A 14,243-nucleotide genomic window follows, 5' to 3' on the forward strand; every position below is an offset into this window, starting at 1 on the left:
CAGTTTCCTTTGGCGGCATCTTAACTGCTCTTCTGCGTCTTATCTTTAGCGGCAATCGCGGCTTCAAGCTGCTCTTTTAACACTTCGTAAGGCACTAATCCGGGAATAAACGTATCAGCCACTATCATACTTGGGGTGCCACCTATGCCTAACTCATTCATTAAATTAACATTGTCATCGACCATTTTTGCAACGCGCTCATCTGTGTTGCCCACCCAACGCTCGGTTGCCGTCAGTTTAGCGACCTTAGCGATGGCGGCGGCATCGAGTCCACGCGGACTCGACATCAACATATCCTTCACCTTGAGATACTTTTCAGGCTCGTTTAACCAAACCGTTTGGGCAAAATCGACTGCCATTTTGGAGCCTTCGCCCTGCAGCGGCACCATTTTAACTATGATTTTTAACTGCGGAAATTCTTCAATCAGCTGGTTCAGCGAAGGTTCGATTTTCTTGCAGTATGGGCAGTTAAAATCGGTGAAGTACACCATCTCAATCTCAGGTGTCGCAGAGCCCTTCCACGGATCGCTTTTGGTCTCATACATGGCTTTATGATGGGTCACTAGGCTCGTTTGCATGGCTGTATTGGCCCCCTCTTGCTCCCTTGCTTGCCACGCAATAATTGCTTCTCTCATTAGGTCAGGATCATTGATCAAGGCATCTTTAAGAATCGCTCGCACCTCTTGCTGCTGGGCCGCCGATAAACTGCTGTCCTTGGCATAGGCCATGGTGCTCACCGAAGGCAAGGAAACCACCAGCATTGCCATGGCGACACCCGAGACAGCAAACATCTGTAACTTGCGATGTTTGAATAAAGAGCTAAATTTCGACATTTGGGTGCCTCCAATGGCTTGAGTTTTCTGCATTGATTCAGTGATGTTTTGTACTTCAATCTTCTGTTTCATAATCGATTTCCATTGTCTTAGGTCAGGGTTATCCCTGACCTGAGTATTTGTTGAGTGCCACTCGACTCGCTATTGAATGAGACTCGCCAGTGATATTGCCGAGTGACATGTCCGAGTGAACGGCTGGTCGTTAGCGTTATTTCCCTGCCGCTACGGATGACTTTTCTGGGGACGCTGAGGCCTGCTCAATCGCAGCAAGCACAAGCTCAGTCGATAGAATTTCCGGCAGCTCAATCCCCTGCGGTGCACCCGGGCCATAAACCACGTTGAATGGCACCCCAAAACGATTATGGCTTTGCAGGTAGTGAGTAATGGGCTCAGAAGGCGTAGTCCAATCGCCCTTCATCGGCAAAATATGCGGCTGTTGCAACAGGCTATAAACAGGGTCTTGCAAGATCACGCCAACTTTATTGGCCTTACAGGTGATGCACCAATCGGCAGTCACATCGACAAATACTGTCTTGCCCTGGGCGACCTGCTGATTAATCAATGCTTGATCCAATGGCGTCCAAGCAAGATCCGCAGGTAAAGGTTTAGCCCACTGGTTCACCGTCATAAAGGCGATGATTGCCGACAGTAAAATACCGATACCTAAGCAGTTCACAATGGCAATCGCGCCATATTTTTTAGCCATAAACACCATAAATATCAGTGCAATGACACCCGATAAGGGCCAGAGGTAGAGCACATCAATAAAGCTAGCCAACAGGCTAATGAGCCACAAACTGGTGAGGAGCAACATGCCGGAGAAAAACACTTTGACTGTGTTCATCCAGCGACCGGGTTTAGGGAAATAACCCGCCACCTGCGGAAATGCCGCTACTATCAACCAAGGGAACGCCATACCCACGGCCAACGCGGTAAAGATGGCAAACAGGCTCAGTACATCGGCGCCCAAGGCGAAAGCGACCGCAGTCCCCAAAAATGGTGCACTGCACGGTGTCGCCAGCAGCGTGGCGAACATGCCCTGTAAAAAATGGCCGCTGTTATTATTGCCGCCCGTTGTCGCCAACTTGGTTTGCACGTTAGAGGGTAAGTTGATCTCAAACACACCTAACATATTGAAGGCAAACACTGTGGTCACCAGCGCCATAAAGCCGATAAACCAAGGGTTTTGGAACTGCACACCCCAACCAATCGCTTGACCCGTGAGCTTAAGCATTAAGATAAAGCCAGCCAGTAACCAGAATGAGGCCAATATCCCCAGCGCTGATGCGATGAACTGTTGGCGGATTTGATTACGCTTCAGATCAGGCGCAGCAACCACTGAACTGAGCTTCATGCCGAGAACGGGTAACACGCAGGGCATGACATTTAAGATCAAACCACCGATAAGCGCTAACAAAATCATGCCAAATATCGAGGTACTTGCTTGGGTAATCACCACAGGCTTAACTTCGGCGCTGTATTCCAACGCTCGCTCGCTATCGGCGACAGTCATGTTCAGCGATTTACCCAAAACTTCAGGCTCACCCAGCCAACTTTGACCGGTGAAAATACCGACCAATTGCTTGCCGTTAGCATCACTTTCGTTTGGTTTTAAGCTCACTAGCTTGAATGTGGTATCTGGCTCACCATCGATAATCACAGTGGGTTGCTGCCAGTTGGCATCATTGAGTCTGACTTCAAGTTGACCTTTGGCGGCATCCCAACCCATTGTCATGGCAGGATTCAGGCCCTCTTGGGTCAACACTTTTTGTGGCACAAGCGACACGGCCTTGTTGTAAGCCAACATGGCATCGGTATCTGCTTGCAGCGCATTGGGCGTGAAATCAAGACTAATCTGATAATCCGTCAGTACACAGATAGTGGTACAGGTCGACAAGGTCACTTTGCCACGCAACTGAGTTGGGGCAGAGATATCATCGACTTTTAGGGTTAAGGGAAAGGTGGTATTACCTTTGTAACCAAAGGTTTGTAATCCCAATAATGAGAACTCCTCTGGCGCTGGCCATCTCCAATCCACTTGCTGTAGATTGCGAGAGCCATCCCACTTGATGGTAGGCGCGATACCGCCTTCCCCAGGACTGCGCCAATAGGTTTTCCAATCGCCCTCGAGTTGTACTTCAAGCACAGCGGGCAAAGTGTTCGTTGCGGGATCAACTTCGCCCGTCAGCATAAAACGTACTTTGGCTGGCGGGTGATTATCGTTAACTAACCATCCTGTCGATGCCGCCATGAGCGACGGGCTCGTCACTATCAAGGCGAGTATCCAGAATCTGGTTAACATGGATTTTAATGTACTCATTTTGTCCCCCAAATATGCACTAACTGTTTGTTATTAAATTGCATATTAATCTCTTCGATATATCGTCAGCATTTGCCATTGCAATACTTAAGCGCTGTTAGACCAAGCTAAGTTAAACAAGACTCTGTGATGCTGCGTGCATGCTTACCTTGCTTCTAGACCATATAAATATTGGCTAACGCTATGTTCTGGTTACCAATATCGTTATGGCTTAAGAAACATCAGCGTGATAGAAGGCTTAAGTTCAAGCAGTCAGATAGGGAGGTGTGATGTGTAAAATCGGATGTTCAGCAGCTGCTTAACTTTCTTTTCTACCGGCAAACTGGCGAGAAAAGTCAAATATTGACTGAGAGAAAGCATGCCTAAACAAACCCACCTATCAAATTGATAAATAAGTTTTTATTCTTGAAAGCGACAATGTGTGAGATGTATTCGCCTAGGTTTAGCTTGATAACCTTGTATGGGTAACAGTGTTATCACGCGGGAGGCGCGGGGAAGTAACGGCAGTAGGAACAGCAGGATAAGAAATGGGATGGTACTCGGAGTGTCGATACAGGTTCGAATCGATTTCTCAGACAATTCACATTTTTTAGGTTCACTTTTGACCAGCTCAGTACCCGCCGCTTGAGCATCGGCGTGGCTAGCCATATTGTTTGAAGCTGAACTGCTGTTTAAAGCAGAACTTGAGTTTAAAGCTGAGTTGGCGCTAAAACCAGCACCAGAAAAAGACGTAGCCGACATCGCTTGCGCGCTCGACTCCTTGAGCAACAAGTTAAGTATTCCACTATTTTGAGTCAAACAGAACAAGATCAGGATGGTAAACACCATCACGCCCCATAGGTTGCCTGTTTGCTTAGTCGATAACTTAGAAATTTGGATTTCCCTTCGTCTTATTCTTTGATAATAAAGATAAAAAATGAGTGTCTTTCAACAGATAGCTGAAGATAAGACCGGCGGATTGTAACAATAGTTCATCAACAAGCAAATTATTTTGCCTTGCCTGAGTCAAGCCATAGTCCACCATTTCAATAAAACCGCGCTTTGCTGACGGATAATTGAGTAACAACGACCTAAGTTCTTACCATCATACTCAACAAGTTTTTATGCTCTAACATATTGATTCTGCATAACTAGCCACAGCTTAAGCAAAACCCGCCAGAGTGACTATTGTGCAGGCTTATTAATGACTGGAATCAAACTTTTTGCCTACTTTTGCCTAAAAGATAAATACAGACAAAGCTTATGCAGAAAACCCACCATCAATCATCAAACTCGCACCAGTGATATAGCCCGCTTCTGGACCCGCGATAAAGGCGACAAAGCTGGCGATCTCTTCGGCTTTACCATAACGCCCTAGGGCGCCCATCGCCTTAACGGGCTCAGATGAATCACCGTTATCAGGGTTCATATCAGTATCCACAGGTCCAGGCTGAATATTGTTCACCGTAATAGCTCGATGGCCTAAATCCCGCGCGAGTCCTTTGGCCAAACCGACTAAGGCCGATTTACTCATGCCGTAAATCGCACCACCTACAAACGGAATACGCTCAGCGTTCGTGCTACCGATATTGATGATGCGGCCGCCGTCATTCATGTGCAGCGCGGCTTCTTGGCTCGCCACAAACACACTGCGCACATTAGTGTTAATGGTTCGCTCCCAGTCCTCTAACGTCAGGTTCTCGATGCTATCCCAAATCAGCGTGCCCGCATTATTGACCACTATATCTAAGCCACCGAAGTGCGCTTTGGTCTCGCGGATGGCACGACGAATCGCATCAGGCTCTGTGCTATCGGCCTTAATGGCAATGGCTTGACCACCATGGGTGATAACTTCGTCAACAAGCAATTGTGATTGGGCTTCAGATGACACATAGGTAAAGGCAACTGCGGCGCCGTCACTCGCCAATCTTTTAACGATAGCAGCGCCGATACCACGGCTGCCACCTTGTACAAAAGCCACTTTACCTTGCAGATTATTTGACGATTTCATAGTTAGCTCACTCCAATAGGGGGTTAAGGTTGATTGTATAGAAAAACCTTTTTAATCAATTACAAAATGACGTTCGCTTGTACGTTAACGCTCATTTTCATACTGTGGTAGTAGCTTACGCGATTCACTTGCCATGATTAAGTCACTAAAATGACCTTCACTAAGTCCTATAAGGAATTAATTGCCGTGATAAATAATCAATTTGTTGAGATACGCCATTTCGTCACAGTTGCCCAGCTCGGCAGTTTTACCTTAGCGGCGCAGGCGTTAGGCATGACTGGTTCGGCACTCAGTAAAAGCATAGTGCGATTAGAAACCCGCTTAGGCACTAAGCTGCTGCACCGCACCACAAGGCGTGTGAGCTTAACCAATGATGGCGATTCATACCTCACAGATTGCCAAAATGCCATGGCAATCCTAGACAATGCACAGAGCCGACTCGGCAGCGAACAGCAAATTCCCTCAGGTCGAGTGCGAGTGGATTTACCTGTGACGTTTGGGCGGCGATATATACTGCCAACCCTATTATCGCTATCGCAAAAATATCCCAAGCTCGAGTTATCTATTACCTTTAACGATAGAGCGACCGACTTGTTCAGTGACGGCATTGATTTGGCGGTGCGTGTCGGACAACTCGGCGACACTGTGGATTTAATCGCCCGTAGATTAGGAGAACAACGCCGAGTGATCTGCGCATCTCCCGCCTATTTCGCTCGACTTGGCACGCCACAAGGCAAAGAAGATCTCAGCCAGCACCAATGCATTGTCGGCTGGCCGCTTGGGCAGCAACATCGCTGGTTACTTAAAAATGAGGATGGGGTCACTGAGGCCTATGACATTCCAGTACGCCACGAACTAGCTGATTGCGAAGCCATTTTAGCGGCCACACTGGCGGGAGTGGGTTTAGCGCAAGTGCCGATATGGTTAGTTGAGGACTATCTTAAAACTGGTGAACTTATCTCGGTACTAGACGAACTCGCCAGTGACGACACACCCATCCACTTAATTTGGCTTAAAACTCCTTACCTCCAACCAAAGCTACGAGTGATCATCGAAGAACTGGTCGACTTAGCGAAAGCGCCCAAAAGCAGATTTAAGGCAGGATAAGTGAAAGGCCTCGACTGAGCGCGACCTTTTACTTTGGGACTAACGGCTATTTATTTTGATGTACAGATTGGTCATAGAGAGTGATCGCTTTGCTGAGCGCGTCAAAATCCGCCGAACACAAATACCGCTTTAAGCTTTCAAACTTTTCGGCAGGCCAATCGTAGATTTTTAACGCCAGTAACTCACTAATAACGTCTTTATCGAACCGATACTTGACTAATTTTGCAGGTGACCCCGCCACAATACTGTAGGGTTCGATATTTTGGGTGACAACACTATTTGCGGCAACAACCGCACCTTCACCTATCGTCACCCCTGGCATCAACATACATCTCATGCCTAACCAAGCCCCATCACCAATATGAGTATCACCTTTGCCTACATAGGCATCCTCGATGAAATCCATAAAGGGGTATAAACAAAACCAATCTGCTCTATGCGTATGATTTCCGCCCATTAAGATCACAACTTCGGCAGCGATACACACATAGTTACCGATATAAAGTTTATCGATAGGCCACTTAGGCTCCCACTCACGGCTCACTTCATCGCCATGAAGATATCTCACCACAGATCCCTCAAAGCCAGCATCCCAGCAATCACTGTAATAGCTATGCTGACCTTTGACTATGATATTGGGATTGGTGACCACCTCGTGCAATAACTGAACTTTTGACCAATGCTTGTTCTGCATTGTAAATCCCCTTTATAAACAAAATAGTTAATACGAAACATCATGTTATGAGAAGTTTTACATTAGAATAGTCAGTGAATACGCGGTTGTTTTAGCAGAGGAATGAGTTTCATATAAAAAATCACAAGTGGGTATAAAAAATCACAAGTGAGTATAAAAAAGAAAATAGCCCATAAAACTGAAAAATCGACATGAGCTAAGCCGTTGTCACTGAAAGCATACAATGTTCGCGATGAGAAAAATATTCCCTATTTCATCGCAGCTTTTACGTAGACATCGAAACGGTTTTTCTTGGTTTCAATAACCGTATTAGGCTTAACCCCGTCCAAATCTTCGGCATAGTCAGGGCGCTTAACGACGACACGTTTAGTTGCTAAGGCTAAAGCTGGGGTGAGTAAGCCATCGGCATCTAAATCGGCACCGACTAAGGATTGGAATACACGCATTTCTTTTTTAACAAGGGCCGATTTATCACGGTGGGGGTACATAGGATCGAGGTAAACCACATCCACCTCTTGTGCCAATTTCGATAGTGCTTCTAGGCTAGATCCATGAAACAGGCGCATCCGCTCACGCATCCAATCGCCGATTTCAGCATCTTGATAGGCGCGGCGCAGGCCGTCTTCAAGCAATGCCGCAACCACAGGATGACGTTCAACCATAGTTACAGTGCAACCAAGGCTTGCGAGCACAAACGCATCACGCCCTAAACCCGCAGTGCCATCGACAACACTCGGTGTTACCCCTTGCTTTAATCCCACCGCTTTAGCGATAGATTGGCCACGACCGCCACCAAACTTACGTCTATGGGCGACGGCGCCAGTCACAAAATCCACCACTATGCCATCGAGCCTAGGCTCATCGCGTTTATGCAGTGATAAAGTATCTGATTCAAAACGCAATTCGAAGGTCGCATTCGCATCGCAGACGAGTTGCCAACGTGCACAAATATCCACAAGTGTTGGGTATTGCTGATTGAAAAAAATCGGGGTCACAGGCTGTCTTCTAACCAACGAAAATGATGGCCATTATGCCTAAAAATCTCGTTTATGAATATGCTAGTAAGCAAAACACATCACCAAGCTCATCACTGTCTTAGCCAATTTGTCTCAGTACGCCCTTAAAAATTCAAACAAGCATCACACTGTAATGTACTGATTTATAAAGGCAGCAATCTATTTGTATAACAGTTTAGTGATTTATGTTATATGTTACGTCCCCAGCCAACCTGCGTGACTTCCGTACGGGATAAGGACTTTTTTTGCTTCAATGGCTAAAAGGTTTTTTGTTTATCAGGGAGCAAGATTTTTTAAATCCTGACAAAACGATATTAAAAACCAGCTTATTGCGGATTATTCTGCTCAGTGGCGCCATCTTGACCACTAGCATAGTGCTGCATAGCTCTTTAATTGCGTATGAGTTAAACCTCACTTTCATTATCAGCATTACGGTCAGTTTTTTAACCGTACTATTCCTGTCTTTATGGTTTACGCGCAAATATTTACTCGTCAGCTCTATCAGCCTGCTGGCTATGGTTATTGCAGCCTGTTTATCTATGCTGTTATTTATCCCTGACTTTAACTTATCGCAGGTAGGTATTACTTTCTTATATACCTTGCCCTTGATGGCGCTTTTCCTGTTTGGCAGAAAAGTCGCTTTTATTATGATGTGTTTCAACGTATTGCCTTTTTTACTGCTACTGCGTAACCAAAACCTGCCACCCATTATCGATATTGATATCAGCCTACCTGCGACCCACGCTTATCTAAACGGTTTGCTGTTTATGTTTTTTAATATCTGTATCCCGTTGTCGGCAATGCGTCTGCTAAAAACCCAGAAAATCCATGCGCAGCAAATGATCCAGCATCAAAATGCACTGCAACATACATTAGACCAATATGCTGAAATCTTTGAAAATAATGGTACAGCCTCCTTCTTCTGCAATGAGGATGGAGTCATTCTCAACCTGAATAATGCCGCGAGGAAAATCGCTGGAGAAGTCACACTAAACCGCACTCGCCTATGTGACATTTTTGAACTTACCGAAGATACCAGCACAAATTTACTGGCGGCCTCGTTTCCAACCCATTTAAAAAACAATAACAGCACTAAATATCTGCTGCAAAAAGCCTCATTACAGCACCATGATACTTTGTTATTTCACTGCCACGATGTCACAGAACAGGCAAACCATGCGATTGAGCTGAGTCGCCTTAAAAAACACCACATCAGCACGCATTTCTATGATTTAGTGACAGGATTACCCAACGAAAATCACTGGTATAACCCAGCGCCAAGCTTGATCCATCAGGAAATGACCGTAGCCTTAATCAAAATTGATAATCTTAGCCAAATTAATGCTGCTTTCGGTATCAGCGTCGGAGATGCCATCCTAAAAGCCTTTGCTATTGAACTCAAAAATCGCTTTGGTCATATCGCAAAAATATACCGATTTAGAGGAGCATCGTTTGCACTCGAGTTTACTAGCCTGCCGCTTATCTCCCCTGAAAACCTAGCGCTACAATTACGCGAGCGTATTCCAACAAACCTACAACTTAAGCAAGAACAACAGACTGAATATCATCTCGAGTGCAGAGTCGGTTGCAGCTCAGGTAATAAAGCCTCACCGCAGCAAGCCGCGGAGCAATGTTTAATTGCCATAAAACAAACCACCCAAGCTAGCCCAGTGATGGTGTATTACATTGGTTTGATTAACAATCTGCTCGAAGCTTCATCGCAAAAAGCCAGAATCCGTGACGCGCTGAAACACAACCGCCTTGAAATGTGGCTGCAACCTAAAGTGATGGCCAATGGCCACATTACTAGCTTTGAAGCGCTAGCCAGAATGTTTGACGAAGACGGCACTATGATCATGCCGAACACTTTTATCCCCATCATAGAGTCATCTCAATTGCAGGCGATTTTTGCGATAAAAGTCTTCAGGCAATTACTACAACTGATCCGTTCTTGGCCTAAGAATGTGCCTCTGGTTAGGATAGCCTTTAATTTATCAGGGCAAGATATTCTGTCGGATCGCTTCTTTAAGGTGTTAATCCAAACCTATATGAATCATCCTGAACTCATCCCATTGTTGGAAATTGAAATTACTGAAACCTCTGTATTTTCAACCCATAAAGAAACAGGCCGACGCCTAAACACCTTAGCTCGCATGGGGGTTTCTATCGCTATTGACGATTTTGGCACTGGCCATGCGTCATTAAGCCAGCTCATTGATATCAGTGCCGACACAATTAAAATCGACCGTTACTTTGTCAGTCAAATGGGCATTAGTGAACGCCATACCCAAATTGTTAACGCTGCCATCCTGTTAGCCAAGAGCTTAAAACTCAACGTCATTGCCGAAGGTATCGAAACCGAAGCCCAGTTATTGCAGCTCACTGCGCTAGGATGCGAACAATTTCAAGGTTATTTATTCGGTAAACCCGCACCAGCGAATCTCTGGCTGAAAACCTTTCAAATGCAAACCCCCACACATTGGTTTGCCAATAAAAAGAGCGCCAACTGAGGCATTAAATTTACGCCTAGAAGCATCGCAGGTATAATTGGCGACTGGCATTTGCCTCTCTTTGCTATGTTTGCAAATTACTAGGATCCCCCATGTTAAGTTACCGCCATGGTTATCACGCTGGCAATTATGCCGATGTGTTGAAACACGCCATCTTGCTACAAACCTTGCAGCTGATGCACAAAAAAGACAAACCACTCGTGTATATCGATACCCACGCAGGTGCGGGTGGTTATGCTTTAAGCGATGAATTTGCACAGAAAACAGGTGAATACCTCGAAGGTGTAGCTAAGCTTTGGGATAAAACTGACTTACCACAATCACTGCAGGACTATGTCGCCGCCGTGCGCCATTTTAATGAAGAAAATCCAGACGAACTAAACTTCTACCCAGGTTCACCCGCCATTATCGACATGGAGCTAGGGCCTAAAGATCGCATGGTCTTGCACGAGCTGCACAGCACTGATTATGTGTTATTGGATGATTATTTCTGCGAAGACAGACAAGTTAAAGTGATCAAAGGTGATGGCTTAAAAGGTCTTATCGCCGCAGTACCACCATTAGAGCGTCGTGCTCTGGTGCTAGTCGATCCTAGCTACGAGATGAAAACCGACTACCAAGATGTGGCCGAAACCCTGATAAAAGCGCACAAGCGTTTTGCTACGGGTGTGTTTATCCTGTGGTATCCAGTCGTAAATCGTGCTCAGACCGAAGGTATGTTATCGCGCCTCGCCAGCAGTGGCATTAAACGTCAGCTGAGAATTGAACAAGCCATTAAGCCCGATTCAGATGAATTTGGCATGACAGCGGCAGGATTATGGATCATCAATCCACCTTGGCAGTTAGACGAAATCGCAACTGAATTAATGGATTACTTGGGTAAAACACTTGGACAAGTGGACGGTGACATTACCGTAAAATGGGAAGTCGGCGAGTAACCTTCGATTCAAATGGCGGCGATGATCTCCGGATTTTCGCCACTTCATTTTAGCTTATCAATGCGGCAACTAAACGTCCTTCTGCTCGCGGTAACGCTTCAATAAAATTTTCACACGCTCAACATAGGCTTGGGTTTCAGGATAGGGCGGAATGCCATTGTACTGAACCACGGTCGTCGGCCCCGCATTGTAAGCCGCACAGGCCAATGCGACATCACCATTGAACTGTTTTAGCATTTGTGCCAAATACTTACTGCCACCTAAGATATTCTCTTCGGGCAAAAATGCATTTGCCACACCCATCTCTTTTGCTGTTTCTGGCATCAATTGCATTAATCCCATGGCGCCAGTTCGCGAAAGTGCACGCGCATTAAAGGCAGATTCCGCGTGGATCACAGCGCGGATTAAGGCGGGATCAAGTTGATGCTTATGGGCTGCATGGGAGATCAGGGCATCATAATTAGCGGTAAATAGCCGAATACCATTCCAGTCTATGGTCGAATCGGGACGACAGGCAAAACAGTCATATAACAAAATTTGATATTGGTTATTTGCGGGGGCTTTGTCGGTAAATACGGTGACACCATTAGCTTGTTGGTATTGATAAATTTTGAGTTTTTCTAGACCTTCACTACTCACTATGCCGCTCTGTGAGTACCGCGCCACAATACGCGGCTTAGCTTTTTCGCGCGCCTCCTCAGCATTTGCATTTATCATCAAACTCGAAATCAATAATAAGCACAGGCCTAACACCTCAAATCTGCAGGGCAATGAAAAGGCTGCAAAAGTCAGTGTACGAGCAAGCGCTGAGCGAGTAAGCAACATCAAAGTCCCGTGTACTGATTAAGTTTAAGTACTTCAATAATAGCAAAGAGTTGCTTCATTTCTCGGTTTATCTGACTAAATTCTACTGAAAAGGTTGCGCCATGAAAAATGGACTGCATTTGAAAATGCGTTCTGCGATTCGGTAGGAACAAAGTTAGTTTATTGCGGAAAAATGCACATTGAATATTGCCATCGAAATGTTTGGCAAGCTCCTGTAAGCGCTCCATAAATGCCGTATTGAGCAAATAGCGTGACTCGATTTGATCCGTTGAAAACACGTCGAACTCTTTTTCAAATTGCGGATCTTCAAGTTTGACTCGTACCAGTCCCGCATGGCTGTCGGACAGGAAATTTGCTAAACCACCGCGATCCCTCAGCACAACAGTATGACCCATAAACGCTTTATGGCTACTCAGCTCAACCACTAAGCCACGAAACTGGGTTTCCGTGCGGGTCACAGTTCTGCGCCTGCTGGTACTGACATCCTGCTCTTCGACTTGCACATTCTTGGTCAGGGTAAGCTCATTGACCGCCAACTCAACGCCCTTATAGCAGCCTTGTATATAGTCACCGAAGCTGACTTTGTCGTATCGCGGTAATACTTTAGCCGCAACGAGTCGATTCATGTCGAGGCGCATTTCACGGCTATAAACAAAATCATCACCGAAATATTTAAACATCAGTGGATAAATATCCCGCTGAACCAAATGTTTAAAATCTCGAGTCGGTGCAAAGCTCCACCAGCTCAAGCCAACTAAGGCAAGCAATGGTAAAGGCGGGAAATAAGCGCGACCACTGTAGTAGCCAATAACGGTGAGCAAGCTCAGCCCAAGCACTATCATTAAACTCAAATATAAACGTTTACGCGCCGCCTTAAGGCAAGCCACACGCTTATTTTCATATTTACGACTGATGGGCGCGATATGTTCTTCGTAATAGGCTTCGAGTTGAGGTAGTTCGTCCAAATCCGCAGACAAACCAACAGGCCCCCGATAAGTCCGAATCGGGCTACCTAAAATAAAAGTGATGATATTCATATTGATGTCATAGTATTGCAGGGTGATAACTCACCCTGCACAGCTAAGCTTACAAGTATTCGGCCGCATCTACGGGCGCTTTTGCCGCTTCGCTTACCTCATAGAATGGCATCACTTTAATACTCGCCATAGAAGCGATAATCGAGCCGGGGAAGATTTCTACCGCAGTATTAAGCTCGGAAACTGCCGAGTTGTAAAAACGCCTTGCAGCTGAGATATGTGCTTCGACCTCGTTATAGGTCTGCATCGCCTGCAACATAGTGTTGTCCGATTTGAGCTCGGGATAGTTCTCCACATTCACCATCAAGGTACTCATTTTGTCGTTCAACCGCTCAGCCTGAACTAAATGTTCTTTAACTGCGCTAGGGTCGGCCTTGTTGTAATTATGGCTTAGCAGAGTACGCAATTCGGTGATTTCAGTGAGCAGTGACTTTTCATGCTCCATAAATCGTTTAGCGATTTTTAGAATGTTAGGCACAAGGTCGGCACGCTTGGTCAGCTGTACATCGATACCCGACAAGGCTTCGAGCGCGGTATTGCGCTTTTTGACTAGACTGACGTACCAAAGATAGGTCACGATAAAAATCAGCGTTAATCCCAATAACAATTTTTCCATCTTCCATCCTTAGGTTTCTTATTCTTGTTAATAGGATACAGCTAACCATAAATGAGTGAAAATTTCACCTGCGGGCTGATTAAGACAATGAAATTACTCGCTGGTCAGAGCTGGCGATGTTATCTAACGAGCAATCATCAACGAAGCTGGCCATATTCAACGATGAAAAGTGATCATCTGCATAAAAAACAGCATTTAACCTATAAATTTATCGATATTCAGCTCCGATACAGCAAACAACGTCTATAGTGATATGGCACAACATTAGAGCATCCAATTTTGCTCGTGAATACTGGACTCCTCGAGAGTCCATTTTTTTATCCTAATTTTAGCCCTCCTCGCCTCAACGCAGTCAAT

At 45.6% G+C, this 14,243-nt stretch carries 12 protein-coding genes; 3 read left to right on the forward strand and 9 right to left on the reverse strand.

What is annotated here, in order from left to right:
* Positions 1 to 20: 20 nt before the first annotated feature.
* The 4 genes from RA178_RS21510 to RA178_RS21525 all read right to left on the reverse strand — a co-directional run bounded on the left by RA178_RS21510 (position 21) and on the right by RA178_RS21525 (position 5,143).
* Positions 21 to 905, reverse strand: coding sequence for a DsbA family protein (locus tag RA178_RS21510; RefSeq protein WP_306683834.1), 885 nt, complete (start codon positions 903 to 905; stop codon positions 21 to 23).
* A gap of 136 nt (positions 906 to 1,041) precedes the next feature.
* A complete protein-coding gene (locus RA178_RS21515; protein WP_306683836.1) occupies positions 1,042 to 3,153 on the reverse strand; it encodes a protein-disulfide reductase DsbD family protein in 2,112 nt (703 codons plus the stop codon).
* Between the two features lie 399 nt (positions 3,154 to 3,552).
* Positions 3,553 to 3,981 carry a hypothetical protein gene (locus RA178_RS21520; RefSeq protein WP_306683838.1) on the reverse strand — a complete coding sequence of 143 codons (429 nt, stop codon included), beginning with the start codon at positions 3,979 to 3,981 and terminating at the stop codon, positions 3,553 to 3,555.
* A gap of 412 nt (positions 3,982 to 4,393) precedes the next feature.
* Positions 4,394 to 5,143 (reverse strand): 3-oxoacyl-ACP reductase family protein, encoded by a 750-nt coding sequence (locus RA178_RS21525; protein WP_306683843.1) that lies wholly within the window; start codon positions 5,141 to 5,143, stop codon positions 4,394 to 4,396.
* 186 nt (positions 5,144 to 5,329) lie between these two features.
* Between RA178_RS21525 and RA178_RS21530 the strand changes: the two genes are divergently transcribed.
* A complete protein-coding gene (locus RA178_RS21530) occupies positions 5,330 to 6,250 on the forward strand; it encodes a LysR family transcriptional regulator (RefSeq protein WP_306683844.1) in 921 nt (306 codons plus the stop codon).
* A gap of 46 nt (positions 6,251 to 6,296) precedes the next feature.
* On the opposite strand, the gene RA178_RS21535 is transcribed toward RA178_RS21530, so the two are convergent.
* Positions 6,297 to 6,944, reverse strand: a complete 648-nt coding sequence (locus tag RA178_RS21535) for a CatB-related O-acetyltransferase (protein ID WP_306683845.1) — start codon at positions 6,942 to 6,944, stop codon at positions 6,297 to 6,299.
* A gap of 248 nt (positions 6,945 to 7,192) precedes the next feature.
* The gene (locus tag RA178_RS21540) at positions 7,193 to 7,939 is read right to left on the reverse strand and encodes a class I SAM-dependent methyltransferase (RefSeq protein ID WP_306683847.1); all 747 of its coding nucleotides are present in this window, start codon (positions 7,937 to 7,939) and stop codon (positions 7,193 to 7,195) included.
* Between the two features lie 266 nt (positions 7,940 to 8,205).
* Here RA178_RS21540 and RA178_RS21545 point away from each other — a divergent pair, with 266 nt between their 5' ends.
* Together RA178_RS21545 and RA178_RS21550 are read left to right on the forward strand one after the other, a co-directional pair.
* On the forward strand, positions 8,206 to 10,470 hold the full coding sequence (locus RA178_RS21545) for a GGDEF domain-containing phosphodiesterase (protein ID WP_131524451.1): 2,265 nt from the start codon (positions 8,206 to 8,208) through the stop codon (positions 10,468 to 10,470).
* A 92-nt stretch (positions 10,471 to 10,562) separates the two neighbouring features.
* Positions 10,563 to 11,408 carry a 23S rRNA (adenine(2030)-N(6))-methyltransferase RlmJ gene (locus tag RA178_RS21550; RefSeq protein ID WP_105250694.1) on the forward strand — a complete coding sequence of 282 codons (846 nt, stop codon included), beginning with the start codon at positions 10,563 to 10,565 and terminating at the stop codon, positions 11,406 to 11,408.
* 69 nt (positions 11,409 to 11,477) lie between these two features.
* Here the strand turns inward: RA178_RS21550 and RA178_RS21555 are convergent, their stop codons facing one another.
* Genes RA178_RS21555 through RA178_RS21565 form a run of 3 tightly spaced genes read right to left on the reverse strand, consistent with a single transcriptional unit; the run spans position 11,478 to position 13,886 of the window.
* Entirely contained in the window at positions 11,478 to 12,233 is a 756-nt protein-coding gene (locus tag RA178_RS21555; RefSeq protein WP_306683850.1) for a lytic transglycosylase domain-containing protein, read from the reverse strand.
* Complete coding sequence (locus RA178_RS21560) at positions 12,233 to 13,270, reverse strand: DUF3137 domain-containing protein (protein ID WP_306683851.1); 1,038 nt, start codon at positions 13,268 to 13,270, stop codon at positions 12,233 to 12,235. Before RA178_RS21560 ends, RA178_RS21555 begins: the two co-directional genes overlap by 1 nt.
* Before the next feature lie 49 nt (positions 13,271 to 13,319).
* Positions 13,320 to 13,886: a LemA family protein gene (locus RA178_RS21565; RefSeq protein WP_105250697.1), complete on the reverse strand. Its 567-nt coding sequence runs from the start codon at positions 13,884 to 13,886 to the stop codon at positions 13,320 to 13,322.
* Between the last annotated feature and the right edge of the window lie 357 nt (positions 13,887 to 14,243).

Source organism: Shewanella oncorhynchi, from assembly GCF_030848765.1.
Classification (GTDB): domain Bacteria; phylum Pseudomonadota; class Gammaproteobacteria; order Enterobacterales; family Shewanellaceae; genus Shewanella; species Shewanella oncorhynchi.

Coding starts and splice junctions, on each gene's coding strand:
- RA178_RS21535 (WP_306683845.1), bottom strand. CDS start 6,944: ATGCAGAACAAGCATTGGTCAAAAGTTCAGTTATTGCACGAGGTGGTC.
- RA178_RS21555 (WP_306683850.1), bottom strand. CDS start 12,233: ATGTTGCTTACTCGCTCAGCGCTTGCTCGTACACTGACTTTTGCAGCC.
- RA178_RS21550 (WP_105250694.1), top strand. CDS start 10,563: ATGTTAAGTTACCGCCATGGTTATCACGCTGGCAATTATGCCGATGTG.
- RA178_RS21560 (WP_306683851.1), bottom strand. CDS start 13,270: ATGAATATCATCACTTTTATTTTAGGTAGCCCGATTCGGACTTATCGG.
- RA178_RS21510 (WP_306683834.1), bottom strand. CDS start 905: ATGAAACAGAAGATTGAAGTACAAAACATCACTGAATCAATGCAGAAA.
- RA178_RS21525 (WP_306683843.1), bottom strand. CDS start 5,143: ATGAAATCGTCAAATAATCTGCAAGGTAAAGTGGCTTTTGTACAAGGT.
- RA178_RS21515 (WP_306683836.1), bottom strand. CDS start 3,153: ATGAGTACATTAAAATCCATGTTAACCAGATTCTGGATACTCGCCTTG.
- RA178_RS21565 (WP_105250697.1), bottom strand. CDS start 13,886: ATGGAAAAATTGTTATTGGGATTAACGCTGATTTTTATCGTGACCTAT.
- RA178_RS21520 (WP_306683838.1), bottom strand. CDS start 3,981: ATGGTGTTTACCATCCTGATCTTGTTCTGTTTGACTCAAAATAGTGGA.